This is a genomic window from Allobosea sp. P5_A5, from assembly GCF_056400625.1.
On the sequence record NZ_JBFUKY010000011.1, the window covers coordinates 25,898 to 44,057 of the forward strand.

General features: G+C 65.7%; 14 protein-coding genes, 1 tRNA gene and 1 pseudogene. 11 read left to right on the plus strand and 5 right to left on the minus strand.

Annotated elements, in window-relative coordinates:
• Positions 1-4: 4 nt before the first annotated feature.
• From AC1DR6_RS19015 to AC1DR6_RS19035, 5 genes and pseudogenes are all read left to right on the plus strand, one after another.
• Positions 5-1,300, plus strand: coding sequence for an ABC transporter substrate-binding protein (locus AC1DR6_RS19015; protein ID WP_476830834.1), 1,296 nt, complete (start codon positions 5-7; stop codon positions 1,298-1,300).
• A gap of 73 nt (positions 1,301-1,373) precedes the next feature.
• Positions 1,374-2,813: an FAD-dependent oxidoreductase gene (locus AC1DR6_RS19020; RefSeq protein ID WP_476830835.1), complete on the plus strand. Its 1,440-nt coding sequence runs from the start codon at positions 1,374-1,376 to the stop codon at positions 2,811-2,813.
• Positions 2,814-2,815: 2 nt separating this feature from the next.
• The gene (locus AC1DR6_RS19025) at positions 2,816-4,471 is read left to right on the plus strand and encodes an FGGY-family carbohydrate kinase (protein ID WP_476830836.1); all 1,656 of its coding nucleotides are present in this window, start codon (positions 2,816-2,818) and stop codon (positions 4,469-4,471) included.
• The gene (locus AC1DR6_RS19030; RefSeq protein WP_476830837.1) at positions 4,468-5,196 is read left to right on the plus strand and encodes an SDR family oxidoreductase; all 729 of its coding nucleotides are present in this window, start codon (positions 4,468-4,470) and stop codon (positions 5,194-5,196) included. The genes AC1DR6_RS19025 and AC1DR6_RS19030 overlap by 4 nt, the downstream gene beginning before the upstream one ends.
• Before the next feature lie 89 nt (positions 5,197-5,285).
• Positions 5,286-6,026 (plus strand): annotated as a pseudogene (locus AC1DR6_RS19035) (aldo/keto reductase); the annotation flags it as partial.
• A 408-nt stretch (positions 6,027-6,434) separates the two neighbouring features.
• Here AC1DR6_RS19035 and AC1DR6_RS19040 read toward each other — a convergent pair.
• From AC1DR6_RS19040 to AC1DR6_RS19050, 3 genes are read right to left on the minus strand one after another with little or no spacing between them, the layout of a single operon-like run.
• The gene (locus AC1DR6_RS19040) at positions 6,435-7,304 is read right to left on the minus strand and encodes an ABC transporter permease (protein ID WP_476830838.1); all 870 of its coding nucleotides are present in this window, start codon (positions 7,302-7,304) and stop codon (positions 6,435-6,437) included.
• Positions 7,301-8,242, minus strand: a complete 942-nt coding sequence (locus AC1DR6_RS19045) for an ABC transporter permease (protein WP_476830839.1) — start codon at positions 8,240-8,242, stop codon at positions 7,301-7,303. Before AC1DR6_RS19045 ends, AC1DR6_RS19040 begins: the two co-directional genes overlap by 4 nt.
• A 47-nt stretch (positions 8,243-8,289) precedes the next feature.
• Entirely contained in the window at positions 8,290-9,801 is a 1,512-nt protein-coding gene (locus AC1DR6_RS19050) for an ABC transporter substrate-binding protein (RefSeq protein ID WP_476830840.1), read from the minus strand.
• A gap of 199 nt (positions 9,802-10,000) precedes the next feature.
• Between AC1DR6_RS19050 and AC1DR6_RS19055 the strand changes: the two genes are divergently transcribed.
• The 6 genes from AC1DR6_RS19055 to AC1DR6_RS19080 all read left to right on the plus strand — a co-directional run bounded on the left by AC1DR6_RS19055 (position 10,001) and on the right by AC1DR6_RS19080 (position 17,495).
• Positions 10,001-11,245, plus strand: coding sequence for an ROK family transcriptional regulator (locus AC1DR6_RS19055; RefSeq protein WP_476830841.1), 1,245 nt, complete (start codon positions 10,001-10,003; stop codon positions 11,243-11,245).
• The gene (locus tag AC1DR6_RS19060; protein ID WP_476830842.1) at positions 11,242-12,018 is read left to right on the plus strand and encodes a glucosamine-6-phosphate deaminase; all 777 of its coding nucleotides are present in this window, start codon (positions 11,242-11,244) and stop codon (positions 12,016-12,018) included. The genes AC1DR6_RS19055 and AC1DR6_RS19060 overlap by 4 nt, the downstream gene beginning before the upstream one ends.
• Positions 12,012-13,616, plus strand: a complete 1,605-nt coding sequence (ggt, locus tag AC1DR6_RS19065; protein WP_476830843.1) for a gamma-glutamyltransferase — start codon at positions 12,012-12,014, stop codon at positions 13,614-13,616. The genes AC1DR6_RS19060 and ggt overlap by 7 nt, the downstream gene beginning before the upstream one ends.
• A gap of 4 nt (positions 13,617-13,620) precedes the next feature.
• The gene (locus AC1DR6_RS19070) at positions 13,621-15,246 is read left to right on the plus strand and encodes an ABC transporter ATP-binding protein (protein ID WP_476830844.1); all 1,626 of its coding nucleotides are present in this window, start codon (positions 13,621-13,623) and stop codon (positions 15,244-15,246) included.
• A 25-nt stretch (positions 15,247-15,271) separates the two neighbouring features.
• Positions 15,272-16,507: a Gfo/Idh/MocA family protein gene (locus AC1DR6_RS19075; protein ID WP_476830845.1), complete on the plus strand. Its 1,236-nt coding sequence runs from the start codon at positions 15,272-15,274 to the stop codon at positions 16,505-16,507.
• 634 nt (positions 16,508-17,141) lie between these two features.
• On the plus strand, positions 17,142-17,495 hold the full coding sequence (locus AC1DR6_RS19080) for a hypothetical protein (protein ID WP_476830846.1): 354 nt from the start codon (positions 17,142-17,144) through the stop codon (positions 17,493-17,495).
• 106 nt (positions 17,496-17,601) lie between these two features.
• Here the strand turns inward: AC1DR6_RS19080 and AC1DR6_RS19085 are convergent.
• Positions 17,602-17,678: transfer RNA gene (locus tag AC1DR6_RS19085), tRNA-Asp, on the minus strand.
• Positions 17,679-17,818: 140 nt separating this feature from the next.
• Positions 17,819-18,154 (minus strand): hypothetical protein, encoded by a 336-nt coding sequence (locus tag AC1DR6_RS19090; protein WP_476830847.1) that lies wholly within the window; start codon positions 18,152-18,154, stop codon positions 17,819-17,821.
• Positions 18,155-18,160: the final 6 nt, after the last annotated feature.

Consider the following 18,160-nt stretch of genomic DNA (forward strand, 5'->3'; position numbering starts at 1 on the left):
AGAAATGTCGAAAAATCGAGAAACCAATCTCAATCGTCGTGCCTTCGTCGCCGGATCCGTCGCAGCCTGCGCCACGCTCGCCACCCGACCGGCGCTCGCTGCCGGCAAGACGCTGAATGTGCTCAGCCATAAGGTCCATCAGACCGTGCTCGGCAGCGGCGAGGGCGATCTGCTCGCCGCCTGGCGCAAGGCCAATGATGCCGAAATCGCTTTCACGACCTTCGATTCAAATCCGCTGCAAGATCGGCTTTTCCGCGAGGCGAGCCTGAAGGAGACCGAGTACGGCGTCGGCTATCTCATCGACAACCGCCCGACCTCGCAGATCGCGGCGCTGTTCGAGCCGCTCGACGCTTACCAGAAACAGGATGCGATCGAGGATTTCGCCGATATCGCGCCGGGCCTGGTGCAAGGCATGACGGTCGACGGCAAGCTGATCGGCATCCCGGTGCGCCACGCCACGCAAGGGCTGTTCTACAACGAGGCCCTCTTGGAGGAGGCCGGAATTTCCGCGCCGCCGACCACGCTTGAAGAGCTGCTGGATCAGGCGAAAAAAACGACGTTCACCTCCAAGGCCGGCACGCCCGTGACCGGCATTGTGCTGGCAAGCGACCTCGCCGTCTTCCCGGTGATGTTCGCCCGCGCCTATGGCGGCGATTTCATCGGCCCGGATTTGAAGCTCGTGCCGAACCGGGAGGCGATGGAGCAAGGGCTGTCGGCGCTGCGTGCCTTGTTCGAGGCGGGCCATCTTCCGCGCAGCTACGCGACCACCAAGAACGATGATCAGGTGACATGGCTGCAGCAAGGGCGCGCCGCCTTCACTGTTCTGCCTTTCGCGCGCGGCGCTCAGCTCAACAATGCCGAGCAGAGCAAATATCCAGGCAAGATCAAGGCCGTCGAATTTCCCGGCTCCGCGACGATCAAGGGCAAGGCGCCGATGGCATCCGTGGTCGAGGCCTGGGCGATGTCGATCCCGAAGAACGCCAAGGACAAGGCGCTAGCCTGGAGTTTCATCAAGGAAGTCTCCAGCAAGCGCGTGACGCTCGGCATGGCGATCAACGGCAACGGCCCCGTCCGCGTCTCGACTTATGCGGATGAAGGGCTGAAGGCCAAGAATGCGCTCGCCGCCGTCGAGGCCAAGGTCCTTGCGACGGCGCGCGGCGCCTTCCCGCCATTTCCCGAGGCCGCCCGCGCCCAGGCGACCTTCCTCGAGGAGGTCCAGCTCGCCGTGCTCGGCCGCAAGCCGGTCAAGGACGCCGTCTCGGCCATCATCGAACGTGTCAAGCCGATGATGCCGGCCTGACCGAACACCCTCATGGCCGGTGTCATAGCGCCGGCCGCACCATCATCTGATCCGACCCAAAAGGAACTGCCTCATGTCCATGATCGGGGTTCGCAACATCGAGGAGCCGGCGCGCTCCATCCCGGTTTCCGCCGATTACGACGTGCTCGTCGTCGGCGGTGGCCCGTCTGGCCTCACCGCCGCGCTCGCCGCAGCCGAGGATGGCCTGCGCGTCGGGCTGATCGAGAGCCGCAGCTTCGTCGGCGGCAATATGACGATCGGCCTGCCGGTACTCGGCTTCCTCGGCCAGAAGGGCAACCAGATCATCGACGGTCTGCCCGAGAAGTTCATCGAGCGGCTGCGCCGCGAGCGCGACGGCGCCAGCGAGCATCGGCCCTGCCCGCTGCATATGGGTATCACGCTGGTCGAGCCCGAAGCGGTCAAGACGGTCGCACTTGAGATGCTGACCGAGGCCGGCGTCGATGTTCTGTTCTACACCTTCTTTGCCGGCGCGCTGGTCGAGAATGACGTGATCCGCGGCGTCATCACCGAGAGCAAAAGCGGTCGCAGCGCGATCCTCGCCAAGGTCGTGATCGATTGCAGTGGCGATGCGGATGTCGCCTATAGCGCCGGCGTCCCGACGGAGAAGGGCAACGAGAACGGCGGTATGCAGCCGCCGACTCTGATGTTCTGCCTCGCCGGAGTCGACACCGACGCGCTGCGGCTCTCGATCGCCAACGCCCCGCCGGAAGCCCGCACCTATCTGACCGACTTCATTCCGGCTGAGTATTTCGGCCAGAACCGGCAGTTTATCGTCGTCGGCATGCGCGAGCTGATTGCCAAGGCCAAGGCCGAGCGTGGGCTGGAAATCCCCAACGAACGGACGATCATCATCACCGGCCTGAAGAAGGGTGAGGTCTGGATCAACATGACCCGCGTCAAGGGCACGGATGGCACCGACGCCCGCAGCCTGACCAAGGGCGAGATCGAGGGCCGCGCCCAGATCGACGATATCGTCACTTACTTGATCAACTATGTCCCGGGCTTCGAAAAGGCCTACTTCACTAAGACCGCGCCCTTCCTCGGCATCCGGGAAACGCGCCGCATCCGCGGGAAATATGTGATGACGCAGGAGGATGTGCTCGCCTGCACCCATTTCGACGACGCGATCGCGGTCGCGAGCTATCCGATCGACATCCACCGCCCATCCGACGACGGCTGCACGTTGATCTGGTGCGGCGACTGCTACGACATTCCCTACCGCTCGCTTGTGCCGCAGAAGATCGGCAACCTGCTGGTCGCGGGGCGCAGTATCTCGGCGACGCATGAGGCAATGGGCGCGATCCGGGTCATGGCGACCTGCATGGCGATGGGCGAAGCGGCGGGGCGCGCCGCCAAGATCTCGGTGCGCGGCAACCGCCCGCCTGCCGATATCGACGTCGAGGAATTGCGCCGCCAGCAGCTCGAGCACGGCGTCTATCTGCGCAATCCCGACGGCACGCGCGCCGGCACGCCAGCCCGCGCCGCCGCCTAACGATGGCCGGGCATGTCATCGGGATCGATGTCGGCACGAGCAGCGCTCGCGCCGGCATCTTCGATCGACGCGGCCGCATGGTCGCGACAGCGAAGCGTGACATCGCGCTGTATCGCGACGGCCCGGACATTGTCGAGCAGTCGAGTGCGGACATCTGGTCCGCCGTTTGCGCCAGCGTGCGCGAGACGCTGGCGCAAACGAGACTGCTGCCGGAGGAGATCGCCGGGATCGGCTTCGACGCGACTTGCTCGCTCGTCGTGCTGGATAAAAGCGGCGCGCCGCTGCCGGTTGGCCCACATGGCGATGCCTCCCGCAACATCATCGTCTGGATGGACCATCGTGCCATCGGACAGGCCGAGCGCATCAACGCCACCCGGCATCCCGTGCTCGGCTATGTCGGCGGCGCGATCTCGCCCGAGATGCAGACGCCGAAGCTTCTCTGGCTGCGCGAGAACTTCGTCGAGACCTATGACGCAGTGTGGCAGTTCTTCGACCTCGCCGATTTCCTGAGCTGGCGCGCTACAGGTTCGCTCGCCCGCTCGACCTGTACCGTGACCTGCAAATGGACCTATCTCGCGCATGAAGGGCGCTGGGACCCGAGCTATTTCCGAGCAATCGGCCTAGGCGATCTCGCCGATGACGGCTTCGCCAGGATCGGCACCGAGATTGTTCCGGGCGGCACCGCGCTTGGGCAAGGGCTGACCGAACAAGCTGCCGCCGAACTCGGGCTCAGGCCCGGCACCGCTGTCGCCGCCGGTTTGATCGACGCGCATGCCGGGGGCCTCGGCTCGGTCGGCGTGCGTTCCCCCTATGGTACGGCGTTGACCCGGATGGCCTATGTCTTCGGCACCTCGGCCTGCACTCTGGCAAGCAGCCAGGAACCCATCTTCATCCCCGGGGTCTGGGGCCCCTATTTCGGAGCGATGGTGCCCGGCCTGTGGCTCAGCGAGGGCGGGCAATCCGGCGCCGGCGCCGCAATCGAGCAGCTGATCAGCTTCCATCCAGCCATGCCCGAGGCGCAAGTCCTCGCCGCGGCCGAAGGCCTCTTGTTGCCCGATTGGCTCGCCACACAGGCGATGCAGCGCGTGGCCTCGCCATCGGAAGCGGCGCATCTCGCCGGCGACCTGGTGGTCGTGCCCGACTTTCTGGGCAATCGCTCGCCTCATGCCGACCCGCAAGCACGCGCCGTCATCGCCGGGCTGGCCATGGAACGCGACCTCGACCACCTTGTCGGGTTCTATATCGCCGGCCTGACAGGGATCGGGTACGGCCTCCGCCAAATCATCGAGGCCAGCCGAGCAAAGGGCGCCACGATCGAGGCGATCGTGCTCAGCGGCGGTGCCGGTCGTCATCCGCTGATCCGGCAACTGCTGGCCGATTGCTCCGGGCTACCGCTGCTGGTGCCTGACGAGGTCGATCCCGTCCTGCTCGGCTCGGCCATGCTTGCCGCGGCGGCAGCGAAGGTTTTCCCCAGCGTTGGCGATGCCACGACGGGCATGGCGCCGGGCGCGACAGTGTTCGACCCGGCCGGTGGCGAGATCGCCGAACTCCATGCACGACGCCTCGCGGCATTTGAAGCGATGCAAACGGCGGCACGCACGGCGCGCCAGTTGATGAGCCCCACGCGGAATCAAGCCGGACCGGAGACGACGACGTGACCCAGGACCTGACCGGACAAACCGCCGCGATCACCGGCGCTGCCTCGGGAATTGGTTTTGCGTGCGCAAAGCGGCTGATCGCCGCCGGAGTGCGCGTCGTCCTCATCGATCGCGATGGCGAAGCGCTCAGGCGAGCTTGCGAGCCGCTTGGCTCTAGTGCCGTCCCGCTCATCGTCGACCTGACCGATCCGGCTTCCGTCGCCGGCATGCTGCCTGCGATCCTCGACAACGCCGGCCGGCTCGACATCTTTCACGCCAATGCCGGCGCCTATGTCGGCGGGCCAGTGGCCGAGGGCGATCCTGACGCCTGGGATCGGATGCTGAACCTCAACATCAACGCGGTTTTCCGCAGCATCCACGCCGTGCTGCCGCACATGGTCGCGCGCAAGACCGGCGACATCCTCGTTACCAGCTCGGTTGCCGGTGTCGTCCCGGTGGTGTGGGAGCCGATCTACACCGCCTCGAAACATGCGGTTCAGGCTTTCGTCCACACACTGCGGCGGCAACTCATCCCTCATGGCCTACGCGTCGGTGCCGTGCTGCCCGGCCCGGTCGTCACCGCCCTGATCGCCGACTGGCCGCAAGAGAAGCTCGACGCGGAGCGCGCCCGCGGCGGCCTGATCGAGCCGGAGGAGGTGGCGGAGGCCGTGCTTTTCATGCTGACCCGCCCACGCAACGTCACCATCCGCGACCTCGTGATCCTGCCCCAGAGCACGGATCTTTAGCCAGCAACAACCGGCAACCGCAACGAGGCGAATGAAGGCTTGAAACCGAGGTCGACGGCCGGGATTCGCTGGACAAGGGCCTGGAGAGATCGTCCCGCTCGCATATGCTCTACGCTCTGGAGGGCAGCCTCAAGCGCCTTCAGGTCGATCATATCGATCTTTACCAGATCCACGGCTTCGACCAGATCACGCCGATGGAGGAGACGCTGCGGGCGCTCGAAACGGTCGTTCAGCAGGGCAAAGTCCGCTATATCGGCGTCTCCAATTGGGCCGCGTGGCAGATCGCCAAGGCGGTCGGTATTTCCAACCAGTTCAACCTGGCCCGCTTCGTTTCGCTTCAGGCACATTATACGATCGCCGGACGCGATCTGGAGCGTGAACTGGTGCCGATGATGGCGTCCGAAAGCATCGGCCTGATGGTGTGGAGTCCGCTGGCCGGCGGTTTTCTGCCGGGCAAATACGGCCGCGACGGCGCCAAGGAAGGCGACAACCGCCGCGCCACCTTCGATTTCCCGCCGGTCGATGAGGAACGCGGCTACGACGTCATCGACGCAATGAAGCCGATCGCGGAAGCCAAGGGCGTCTCGATCGCCCAGATCGCACTCGCCTGGCTTCTCCACCAGAAGGCTGTCACCAGCGTCATCATCGGTGCCAAGAAGCCAGAGCAACTCGATGACAACATCGCCGCGACCAAGGTGGCGCTGACCGACGTCGAACTGAAAGCACTCGATGAGGTCAGCAAGCTGCCCGCGGAATATCCCGGCTGGGTATTCGAGTTCCAGAGCAAGGTCCGTGGCGACCAGCTCAAGCAAGAACCGCGCGGAGCCTGAGAGCGCCAGCTTCCAGTTATGCCAACCGAGCCACGAACCTGAACGATTTGGCCTGGGTGCGGGCAGCCACCGGCAAGCCCGGCCGCAAGACGTTGGCCGCCATCATCGAGCGGCTGACACTGCTTCGGGCAATCGGGATCATCTCAATTCTGGCCATCGCGTGCCGAACGGCGGGCATCAAACAGGCTTTGCTCAGCCGCCAGGAGCTAGCTAGGCGATCTCCGGCTCGCCTTGGCGGGCCACCAGCTCAGGAAGAGGCGCGAGCTGACGCGCTACCAGATGACCCTGGACAAGGTTGAGCGGTTCTAATGGCTCAGGCAGGAGGCGATCGTGCATGCACTATTGCTCGACAGGGTCCGAAGCGGAGCTATCCGGAGCATGCCCTGACCCTGGCGCGCGTGCACGAGTTCAACGATGCGAAGGCGAAAGTGCGTCGTTGCATCCGTCTCCCAACAGGTTGAAACCGATCACGAGCAGGATAATGGCCGCGCCGGGCCAGACTGCCATCCAGGGTGCCTCGCTCAGAAACTGTCGGGCGACATCGAGCATACTCCCCCAGGACGGGTCCGGTGGCACCTGTCCCAATCCCAGGAAAGCGAGGCTCGCCTCGGCCAGCACCGCGACCGCCATGGTGAGCGAGGCCTGGACGACGATCGGAGGCAGGATGTTGGGCAGGACATGGGCCGCCATGATCGAGACCGGGCCGATGCCCTGTGATCGCGCCGCGGCGATGTAGTCCTCTGCGCAGACCACAAGCGTCTGCCCACGAGCCAAGCGAACGAAAATCGGGGTCGCCGACAATCCGATCGCCACCATCGCGTTTTCCAAGCTCGGGCCGAGGAAGGCGGCCAGCGCAATCGCCAGCACGAGGAACGGCATGGCCAGAAACGCGTCAGCCAATCGCGAGATTGCCATGTCGACGAGGCCGCCGGCATAGCCGGCCAACAGTCCCAGCGGAACGCCGATGCAGACGGCCACGACGATGGCCACAAGTCCTGCCGCCAGGGAGGCGCGCGAGCCAAAAAGGATTCGTGAGAGCACGTCGCGGCCTAGATCGTCGGTGCCGAACCAGTGCAGGGCGTCGGGCGGCTGGCGGATCGCCATCCAGTCCGACGCGTTAGGCGCATAGGGTGCGATCCAGGGAGCCAGCAGCGCCATGGCGATGAAGCCGAGCACGATCGACCCGCCTGCGACCGCAGCCGGCTCGCGCAGGGCGCGGGCCAGGAATCCGCTTGGACGGCGTCGTTCCGGAGCTGCGATGTTTGTGGCCGCGCTCACGTGCGCAGCCTAGGGTTCAAGACGCCATAGGCCAGATCCGCCAGCAGGCTCATCAGCAGGAAAATCGCGGCGGTGCAGAGCACCACGGCCTGAACGACCGCGTAGTCGCGGCTGAAGACGCCGTCGACGATCATTTTGCCGAAGCCCGGGATCGAGAACACCTGTTCGGTCAGCACCGCCCCGGCGAGCAATTCGCCGAACTGCAGTGTGCCCAGCGTGACAACCGGGATCAGCGCGTTGGGCAGCGCGTGGCGCAGCACAATGCGGCGGCGTTCGACACCCTTGGCGCGGGCCGTGCGGACGAAGTCCTGGTTCAGGGCGGTGACCATGGCGCTGCGGGTATGGCGCATGATGATCGCGGCGGTGCCAGTGCCGAGTACCAGTGCGGGCATCGCCATGGACCTCAGATTGCCCAGCGGATCCTGCAGGAAGGGGATGTAGCCGCCCGCCGGGAACCAGCCGAGCTGGACCGAAAACAGCAGGATCAGCATGATGCCGAGCCAGAAATTCGGCACGGAGAGGCCGGCCAGGCTGAAGATGCTGGCGCCGTAGTCGAGCCAGGAGCCCGGCTTGAGCGCCGCCAGGATGCCGAGCGGCAGGCCGATCGCCAGCGCCACCAGCATCGCCAGAGAGGCGAGCTCGATCGTGACAGGCAGCTTTTCCGCCAGCATCGTGCCAATCGGCAGTCGAGTGCGGATCGAACTGCCGAAATCGCCGTGCAGCAGGTTGCCGAGCCAAGCCAGGTACTGGACCGGCACGGGATCGTTGAGGCGGTAGTGCTCACGCAGATAATCGATGACCTCGGGGCTGCGCTCCTCGCCCGCCATCGCCAGCGCCGGATCGCCGGGAAGCAGCTTCTGCAGCAGGAAGACGAGCATCGAGACGAGCAGCAGCGTCGGCAGCGCGACGGCGAGGCGTTTAAAGAGAAGCGAGGTCATGGGACGCCGGAAGCTGGCCGCCGGCATCGCTGCCGGCGGCGTTCAGTTCAGTTGGCGGGCTTGAGGCCCGTGACGCGAAGCAGGCCATCGGGGTACATCATGACCCCTGCGACCGTCTTGCGCGCGGCGAAGAACCAGTTGGGATGGTAGAGCGGGATCGACGACAGCGCGCCAAGATAAATGCCGGTCGCCTTATCGTAGAGCGCCTTGCGCTTGCCTTCGTCGGCCTCGGCGCGGGCCTGCATCAGGAGAGTATCCAGCTCCTTGCTGCTGAACTTGTTGACGTTCTGTGACCCGGTGGTCGAGAAGAACGAGACGAGCGTCGGGTCCGGATCGGCGCGCCCGCTCCAGTTGCCGATATAGGCTTCGAAATTGCCGTTAAGGTAGCGCTCGATCGCAGAAGCCGTTTCCAACGGCTGCAGCTTGACATCGAAGCCTGCCTCCGCCGCCATGGACTGGATGATCTGCGCGACGCGCCCATCGGCCAATGCGTTTTCATAGGTCAGTTCCAGCGGCACGCGCGTCAGCCCGGCCTTGGCGATCAGCTCCTTGGCCTTGGCGACGTTGCGGGCCGGGATCGGATGTTGCTTGCTGTAGTACGGGCTCGAGGGCGGGATCATCTGATTGTCGGCAAGAAACTCGCCGTTGAACGCGACCCGGTTGATGACGTTGCGGTCGATCGCGAGTTCGAAGGCCTGCCGCAGGGTCTCGTTTTGTCCGAGCGGCCCCTTTGCCTTGTCGCCATTGCCGACGTTGAACATCAGATGCGAGACAGCGACGCCCTGCCCGGCATGTAGAGCGAGGTTGACGTCGTCGCGTACGGTTTTGAGGTCGGTCGGCGCGATGCGCTCGGCGATATCGAGATCGCCCGCCCTCACCCGCTGCAGCCGGACCGTGGAATCGGGCACATAATTGTAGACGATCTCGTCATAGCCGATCTTCCCGGCATCCCAGTAGCCGGGGTATTTCTTGACGCGGATCAGGTCGCGCGACTTGCGCTCGACGAAGGAGTAAGGCCCGGCGCAGACCGGGGCGGCGCCGAAATCGGTGCCCTTGTCGCGAGCAGCCTTGGGCGAGACCATCATGCCGGCCCGGTCGCTGAGATTGGCCAAAAGCGGCACGAAGGGTTCCGACAGCGTCATGCGAACCTTGTCGGCGGCGAGAACCTCGACACCGGCGACTGGCGCGAGCTCAGCCTTGCGCTTGGAATCGGGCAGCGTCTTCATGCGCTCGATGTTGAACTTGACCGCCTCGGCGTCGAACGGCGTACCGTCGTGGAAGGTCACGCCATGACGCAGGGAAAACGTGATCGACCGGCCATCAGCGGCCCATTCCCAGCTTTCGGCAAGCTGCGGCACGATCTTGAGATCGGTCGAGATGTCGACGAGCTTATCGCACAGCGATGCGAAGACGAAGCGGCCGGCATAGGTGCCGCTCGACGCCGGATCGAGCGCGTCGGGATCATCCTGGGTCCCGACCTTCAGCGTCGCTGACTGCGCCGAAAACGCCGTCATCGCCAGCGCTGAAACAGCGATTATCAACCGGCTTGCCGTTTTCATTGGACCCCTCCTTCGACGGTGCGCAGCACCGTCTTCCAGCAAGGCAACCATGCATAGCGGCATTTGTAAAGCAGGCGAACGAAAGCGCCGGAAATAAAGTCATTAGCTATGACTGAATCACCAAACGCCACTCCGATCGGGCTGTTGACGACTAACGAAAGACGTTATTAGTTCGGTAGACAGACTAACTCGGTGACGCATGACATTCGACGCATCCGATCTGGCAACCCAACTCGCCGTGGTGGCGCCCCAGGAACCAGCCCTTCGGCTAAGCTCGGCCAGGCTGGTGATCGAGCGGCTCCTGCGGGACGGCGCGACCTCCCGAGCCGAGATCAGCCGGTCGACCGGTCTCTCCAAGCAGACGATCTCCGAGGTGATGCGGACACTCGAACGTGAGGGCTGGGTGCGCGAGGACGGCCAGATGCAAGGCGCGATCGGACGCACCGCTGTGACCTATGCGCTGCGCCCGGACGCCGCCTTCGTGCTTGGTATCGATCTCGGCGGCACCAAGCTCGACGTCGCGCTCGCCGATCTCGGCGGCACGATCGTGGCCGAGCGCGTCGAGCCGACCGACAGGGCCGGCGGCCGCGCGGTCGTGGCGCAGATCGGCAGGATCTCCGACGACCTGATCGCATCCGCCGGGATCGAGCGCACGCGGCTGCGCGGCGCCGTAATGGGCAGTCCCGGCATCGTCGACCCGGCGAGCGGCGCGATCACCATCGCACCCAACATCCCGGGGCTTGACCGCTTCGACGTCCGCGCAGCGTTGGCCGCGACACTCGGCATCGATGTCGCCATCGAGAACGACGTCAATCTCGCCGCGATGGGCGAGCACTGGCGTGGCAGCAGCCGAGGCGAGCGCAACTTTGTCTTCGTCGCGATCGGAACGGGAATCGGCATGGGCATCTTCTGTGATGGGCAGCTGATCCGCGGCGCGCGCGGGGCCGCCGGCGAGATCGCCTATCTGCCTGTCGGCGGCGACGCGTTCGATGCGCGCGGTCACACGCTCGGAACGCTGGAAAGCGCGATCGGCAGCGCCGCGATCAGCGACCGCTATGCCGGTCTTGGTGGTCCTTCGGGAACGCCGGTGCGAGCCATCTTCGAAAGCCTGTCGGAGGATACCCGCGCGAGCCTGGCGATCGACGAGACGGCGCGGACGATCGCAACCGCCCTGCTCGCAGTCCATGCCGTGCTCGATCCGCAGCGGATCGTGCTGGGGGGCAGCATCGGGGCCCGCGTCGAACTCACGGAGCGCATCGGCGGCTATCTGGCGCGCTGCATGCCTCAACCGGTCCCGCTCGTGGTCAGCGCGCTCGGCAGCCGCGCCACGCTGATCGGCGCCATCGGCAGCGCCATCGACGGCGTCCATCGCGCGCTGTTTGGCATCGGCACCGACAGCGCCGCGCTCGCCCTGCCTCCCGTCGCAAGGGATGCCGCCGAATGAGGACGGTCTTCCAGCCCCGCCTGATCCTGTGCAGGGACGCTCTGGCCGCGGCCGAGCAGACCGCCGTCCACGTCGCGGCCGCGCTCCGCGGACATCAGGTGCTGGGCCTGGCGACCGGCGCAACGATGCTGCCTCTCTACGAGGCGCTCCACGAGCAGCTGAAAGATGCGCGGCTGGCTGGGCGTGGCGTCGTCGGGATCGCGCTCGACGAGTATGTCGGTCTTGCCGCCGGCCATCGCGCCAGCTTCGCGGCCTATCTCGACCGGGCCTTCATGATGCCGCTGCGGCTCGACAACGGTCAGGTCGTGATACCAGACGGGATCGCGGCCGACCGCGCTGGTGCCGCGGCGCGGCACGAGGCGGCCATTGCGGCTGTCGGCGGCATCGACCTCCAGCTTCTCGGCATCGGCGCCAACGGCCATATCGGCTTCAACGAGCCGGGCTCGGCACTCGACAGCGTGACTCGCGACGTGACGCTGGCGCCGGACACGCGCCTGGCGCAGGCCCAGGCCTTCGGATCGCTCGCAAACGTGCCCTACCAAGCGATCACCGCCGGCATCGCCACGATCCTGGCTGCCCGCGAACTGTTGATGCTGGTGACCGGCGAGGCCAAAGCCGTGGCGCTGACTGCGGCATTGGAAGGCGCCATCGGCCCGCACTGTCCGGCCTCGGCGCTGCGGCTGCATCCCAATGCAGTCGTGATCTGCGATGTCGCAGCGGCGAGCCTGCTTCAGGATCGCAGCCTTATCGAGGAGATATCCGAGACATGCTGACGGCGAACTGGGGCGATCGCGACTTCATGCGGCAAGGCCGCTCGCTGGCGGTCGGCGACCGCGGCCTGGCTGCGACTTCGCATCCGCTCGCGACCCAGGTGGCCGTCGATATTCTCAAGGCTGGCGGCAACGCGGTCGACGCGGCAATCGCGGCGATCGCTCTTCAAGGCGTGGTCGACCCGCACATGACAGGGATCGGCGGCGATTGCTTTGCGCTCTATGCGCCCACAGGCGGCACGCCCATCGCCATCGACGGGTCGGGACGGGCTCCGGCGGCCGCAGAACTCGGCTGGTTCCTGGAGCGCGGCATGACCGCCATCGCCGACGACAGCGTACATGCGGTGACGGTGCCGGGCGCGGTCTCGGCCTGGTGCCGGCTCAACGCCGACCACGGCCGCCTTCCGCTCGATGCGGTCCTGGCGCCGGCGATCCGTGCGGCCGAGGACGGCTTTGTCGTCACCCCGCGCGCCGGGCTCGACTGGGCGCGCTACGGGAATCGCATCACCCGCCATTCAGACGGCGTCGCGGCCTACCTCCCGGGCGGCAAGGCGCCTGGTATCGGAGCCCGCCTGGATCATCCCGCGCTGGCGAAGACTCTGCGGGCCATAGGCGCACGCGGTGCCCAGGCGTTCTACACAGGCGATGTCGCCGACGACATCATCCGGGCGATGCAGAGCCGCGGTGGGCTTATGACGCAGGAGGATCTCGCAGGCTACGAGGCGCAGTATCGCACGCCGATCGGCGCCGATTATCGCGACCATCGGATGCTGGAATGCCCGCCGGCCGGACAGGGCGTCGCGGCGCTTCTGATCCTGCGGCTGCTCGACCGCCACGACCTGGCCGCCGCCGGCCTGTCGGAGGCCGACCGCATCCATCTCCTGGCCGAGGCGACGAAGGCGGCATACCGGCAGCGCGACGCGCTGGTTTGCGATCCCGAGACGAGGCCCGTCGACGTCGATGCGTTTCTCTCGGATGCGACGGTGTCGACCCTGTCGGCGCGCATCGACCTCCGACGAGCCTCTGAAGCCGCGGCCTTCGACATGCCTGTGCACCGCGACACTGCCTATGTCTGCGTCGCCGACCGCGATGGCAACCTCGTCTCCTTCATCAATTCGCTGTTCTTCGCCTTCGGCAGCGGCATCTATGCGCCACAATCGGGCGTTCTGCTGCAAAACCGAGGCGCGGGTTTCCGGCTGGTCGAAGGACATCCAAATGCCATCGCGCCGCGCAAGCGGCCCTTCCACACCATCATTCCGGGCCTTGCTCTCAAGGATGGCAGGCCGGTCATGGCGCTCGGCGTAATGGGCGGCCAATATCAGGCCACCGGCCATGCCCACATCCTGTCGGCGGTGATCGATCGCGTTCTCGATATCCAGGCAGCTTCGGACCTGCCGCGCAGTTTTGCCTTCGACGGCAAGCTGCAGCTCGAGCCGACCGTCACGCAAGCGACGATCGACGACCTGGCCGCGCGCGGCCACGACGTAACCATCGTCGACGAGCCGATCGGTGGTTGCCAGGCGATCTATGTCGATCATGACCGCGGCGTGATGTTCGGGGCGACCGACCATCGCAAAGACGGCCTGGCGCTGGCGCTGTGACGCGATGAGAGACGCGCCCCCTCCCTCCCCGATCGTGCTTGCCATCGAGGATCTGAGCCTGGCGCTGCCGGCCGGCGCCGACCGGGCACTTGCGGTCGACGGCGTCTCGCTGAACTTGCGGCGCGAGCAGATTCTGTGCGTGGTCGGCGAGTCCGGTTCAGGCAAGTCGCTGTGCGCCTCGGCATTGATGGGACTGCTGCCACGCGCGGTCAGGCCGGTCGGCGGCCGCATCCTGTTCGAGGGTCGCGACCTGCTCGCCCTGCCCGAGAGCGAATGGCGGGCGCTGCGCGGGTCCAGGCTCGCGATGATCTTCCAGGAGCCGATGACGGCCCTCAACCCGGTGATCCGGATCGGCAAGCAGATCGAGGAAGTCTTCCTCTCGCATGGCCGCCTCTCGGCGGAGGAGCGCCGCGAGCGGACGCTGGCGCTCGTGGCGGAGGTCGGACTGCCGGACCCGGTGGCGATCCTGCGCGCTTATCCGCACCAGCTTTCCGGCGGCCAGCGCCAGCGTGCGATGATCGCAATGGCTCTGGCGCTGGAACCGGCCGTACTCGTCGCCGACGAGCCGACCACGGCGCTCGACGTCACCACGCAGGCGCAGATCCTCCGACTGATTCGCGACATCCAGCGCCGGCGTGGCATGGCGGTAATGTTCATCACCCATGATTTTGGCGTGGTACGCGAGATCGCAGATGAGGTCGCGGTCATGGAGGGGGGGATTGTCGTCGAAAGCGGGCCGGTCGCCGCCGTGCTGGGCGCGCCGGCGCATGCCTATACGCGGAGGTTGCTGGCAGCTGTCCCGACCCTCGACCCACCGGTCCGGCGCTCGCTCGACGCCGAGCCGATCGCGGCCAGGGCGCGTAATCTTGTCAAAACCTATCGCGGCAGGGGCTGGTTCGGCGCTGGCCGCCAGGTCGCGGCCGTCAAGGACATCAGCCTCGACATCAGACGCGGCGAGACGCTGGGCCTCGTCGGTGAATCAGGCTCGGGCAAGAGCACGCTCGGACGGCTGATGCTACGGCTGACTGAGCCTGACGGAGGCACACTCCAATTGGGTGAGGTCGACTTCAGTGCGGCACGTGGCGACCAGTTGCGGCGTGCGCGCCGGCATGTCCAGATGGTGTTCCAGGATCCGTTCGCCTCGCTCAATCCTCGTCGACGCATCGGCCAGGCCATCGCCGATGGGCCGATTGCGCATGGCACCCCCCGCGCCGAAGCCATGGCGCGCGCCCATGAGCTGCTCTCCCTGGTGGGCCTCGATCCGTCAGCGGCGGAGCGTTACCCACACGAGTTCTCGGGCGGCCAACGCCAGCGTATCGGCATCGCCCGCGCGCTTGCCCTGCGGCCAGCGCTGCTCGTAGCCGACGAGCCGGTCTCGGCGCTCGACGTCTCGGTGCAGGCCCAGGTTCTTGCGCTGCTCGAAGAAATGAAGCGCCGCTTCGACCTCGCGATGCTGTTCATCACTCACGACCTCACCGTAGCCGCACAGATCTGCGACCGGATTGCGGTGATGCGCGGTGGAGAGATCGTCGAGATCAAGCCGGCGGCCGAGCTGATCGCGTCGCCCGCCCATCCCTATACGCAGGCGCTGCTGCGGGCGATCCCAGGCCGGACGCCGCCCCTGCCCTAGCCGGACCCGAATCAGGAGACCGATCATGAGCCAGCCCACCCCCCTGCCCTTGCTGCGCGTCGGCTTCATCGGCACCGGATTCATTGCGGCTTTTCATCTCCAGTCCATGGTCGGGGTTCGCAACGTCGTGGTCACGGGCGTCTATAGCCGCTCGGCCGATCGCCGCAGTCGCATCGCCGATCTCGCCAATTCGCTTGGCCTCGGGCCTGCGCGCGCCTTCGACAGCGTCGAGGCGATGATGATGTCGGGCGAAGTCGATGCGCTCTGGATCATGACGCCCAACGACACGCGCCTCGATATCATGCGCGACATTCACCGCCTCAAAAAAGCCGGCGCTCCGCTCCGCGCCGTCGCGTGCGAGAAGCCGCTGGCGCGCAGTCTTGCCGAAGCGCGCGAGATGCTGTCACTGGTCCAGGATGCAGGCCTGCTGCACGGCTATCTGGAGAACCAGATCTTCTCGACCGCGGTGATGCGCGGCAAGGACATCATCTGGCGACGTGCGGTGCCACAGGGCGGCCGGCCCTACCTTGCCCGCGCGGCCGAGGAGCATTCGGGCCCCCACGAGCCCTGGTTCTGGCAAGGCGAACGCCAAGGCGGTGGCGTGCTGTCAGACATGATGTGCCATTCGGTCGAGGTCGGGCGGCATCTGCTGACGGCGCCCGATGCACCGCGCTCCTCGCTGACACTCGTCAGTGCGAACGCGACGGTGGCGACGCTCAAATGGACGCGGCCCCGCTATGTCGCCGATCTAAGACAGCGCATGGGCATCGAATTCGGACAACGCCCCGTCGAGGATTTCGCCCGCGGCATCGTCACGCTCAAAGACGAGGCCGGCCATGAGCTGGTTATCGAGGCGACGACCTCCTGGGCCTATGTCGGTGCCGGCTTGCGCATCCAGTTGGAACTGCTGGGCCCGGAATATTCGATGGAGTTCTCCTCGCTCTCGACCGGCCTCAAGGTCTTCATCGGCCGCGGCGTCAGCGGCGCCGAGGGCGAGGACCTCGTCGAGAAGCAGAATGCCGAGCAGGGCCTGATGCCGGTCGTCGAGGACGAGGCCGGAATCTACGGCTACACCGACGAAAACCGCCACATGGTCGAGGCTTTTCGGCATGGCCGGCAGCCTTGCGAGACCTTCGCGGACGGGGTCGGCGTCATGGAAATCCTGATGGGGCTATACAGATCGGCCGAACTCGGCGAGACGGTCCGGTTCCCGGATCCCGTCCTCGAAAGCTATATCCCCGTGGTCGCCCGACCGGTCTGAGCACCGTTTCCCGCAAACGATGGTTGATCGATAACGCGACCGGCCTCCCAAAATTAGCGTATTTGGGTTTCGGGAACGGCCCTTCGGCCCGTTCAACTCACGCGCGTGTAGTCGTTGGCCGGAAGGTGGCGTAGTCGAAGGCTGTTCCGTTCGGCCCGTCCAGCCGCAGCGTCTTCCGACCTGACGATGGTGTTGCCACCCGGTAGGATAACCACCAGCCCCTGAACTCGGCGGAGGCCGCGACAAGGGCCGATACGATCTCCTCAAACGAGAACGTCATCGCGTCATCAAGGTCTGGCGCGCTCGGGGGTCAGAATGGCCGCTATGGGCTACACTCGCGGGAAAACCGACCCGTCGCTAGCCGTCGCAAACTTGGCAGTGGCGCCTTGTCAGGCGATCTGGCTCGAGGGCAAAATCGTTCGTCTCATCAAACGCGGCTGGCGGATAGGCTACAAAGGTCTCGCCGCGCTCATGGCGACAGCGTGGGACAGCCAGCTCTCGCCGATCGACCTCCGCTCCCTAACCACCGGTCAGCGCGCGGATGACCTGTACGGAGCAATTTTCGCTCTCGCCCGCGCGAAGGCCAACAGGCCTGCTGCGGGCCCGCTTGGGCAGCGGGCGATACGGCTTCTGGATGCCTGCATTGCTTCTCTGGGGTTTGAGCTTCTCCCAACGCGCCGATCTTCAGGACGCGCAGCAGCGGCACAACCGTGAGCGGCGGAATCGCGGCAGCCAGCTCCCTACTCAAAAAACAAGCGATGCCTCGATTTCCGCGTCGTTCGCCTCGCCGAATTCGAGCCGGAAGAAACAAGGCAGCCTGCCGACATGCGGCGATCAAGGAACGGTGGAAGCGACAGCGGAAGGAGCAAGCGCCCACGCCATCTCGACCAATATGGCCAATACCCTGGCCGCTTCGGCCCGGCTCCAGCAGACTACAACCCCCTCAACATCGCCAGTGTCTGCGATGGTGACGCTAGCCGCCGGGTAGGGCGGGCAAAGCCTCAGAAAGAACAATCGGGACGAACAATGTAACCAAGGGGGGGTCATAAAAGTAGAACCAAACGCCCATCAACTGGGCTAACCCTTTGATTAAATGGCGCGGGTGACGGGGCTCGAACCCGCGACCTCCGGCGTGACAGGCCGGCACTCTAACCAACTGAGCTACACCCGCGCAGGGTGGCTGAGGCGTTCGCCGTCAGCGACGTGGTGAGTATTGCCCAAGGCTGGACCTGTCAAGCCGAGCATGCCGGCAAAATCAAATTGCCCGAGTTTTATTCCAGGTCGCCGGGTGCGGCGGTCTTTTCCCCCGGCTCATTCGGGCGAAGTCAGGCAAGGATCCAGCATCACATGGCGCTCGTTCTGACGATTATAGCCGCCGCGCACCACGACATGATCGCCGAGCTTCAAGTCCTTGGCGCTATAGGTCACGCAGAGCACGCGCACGCTAGGGTCGGAGCAGACCGCGACATACCAGACGGTCCCATCCGTCTGGAGCAATGTCACCGGGCCGGCAACCGCCATGTCGACTCGCGAATCGCGCGGTACCGCGTCCGGCAATTGCGCCGCGATCTCGTCGCAGCTGGCTGGCGTGGCGATCTCTTCCGCGCGCGAGAACGCCGGACGCCCTGCAAAGAAGGAATCAGGCACGATTGT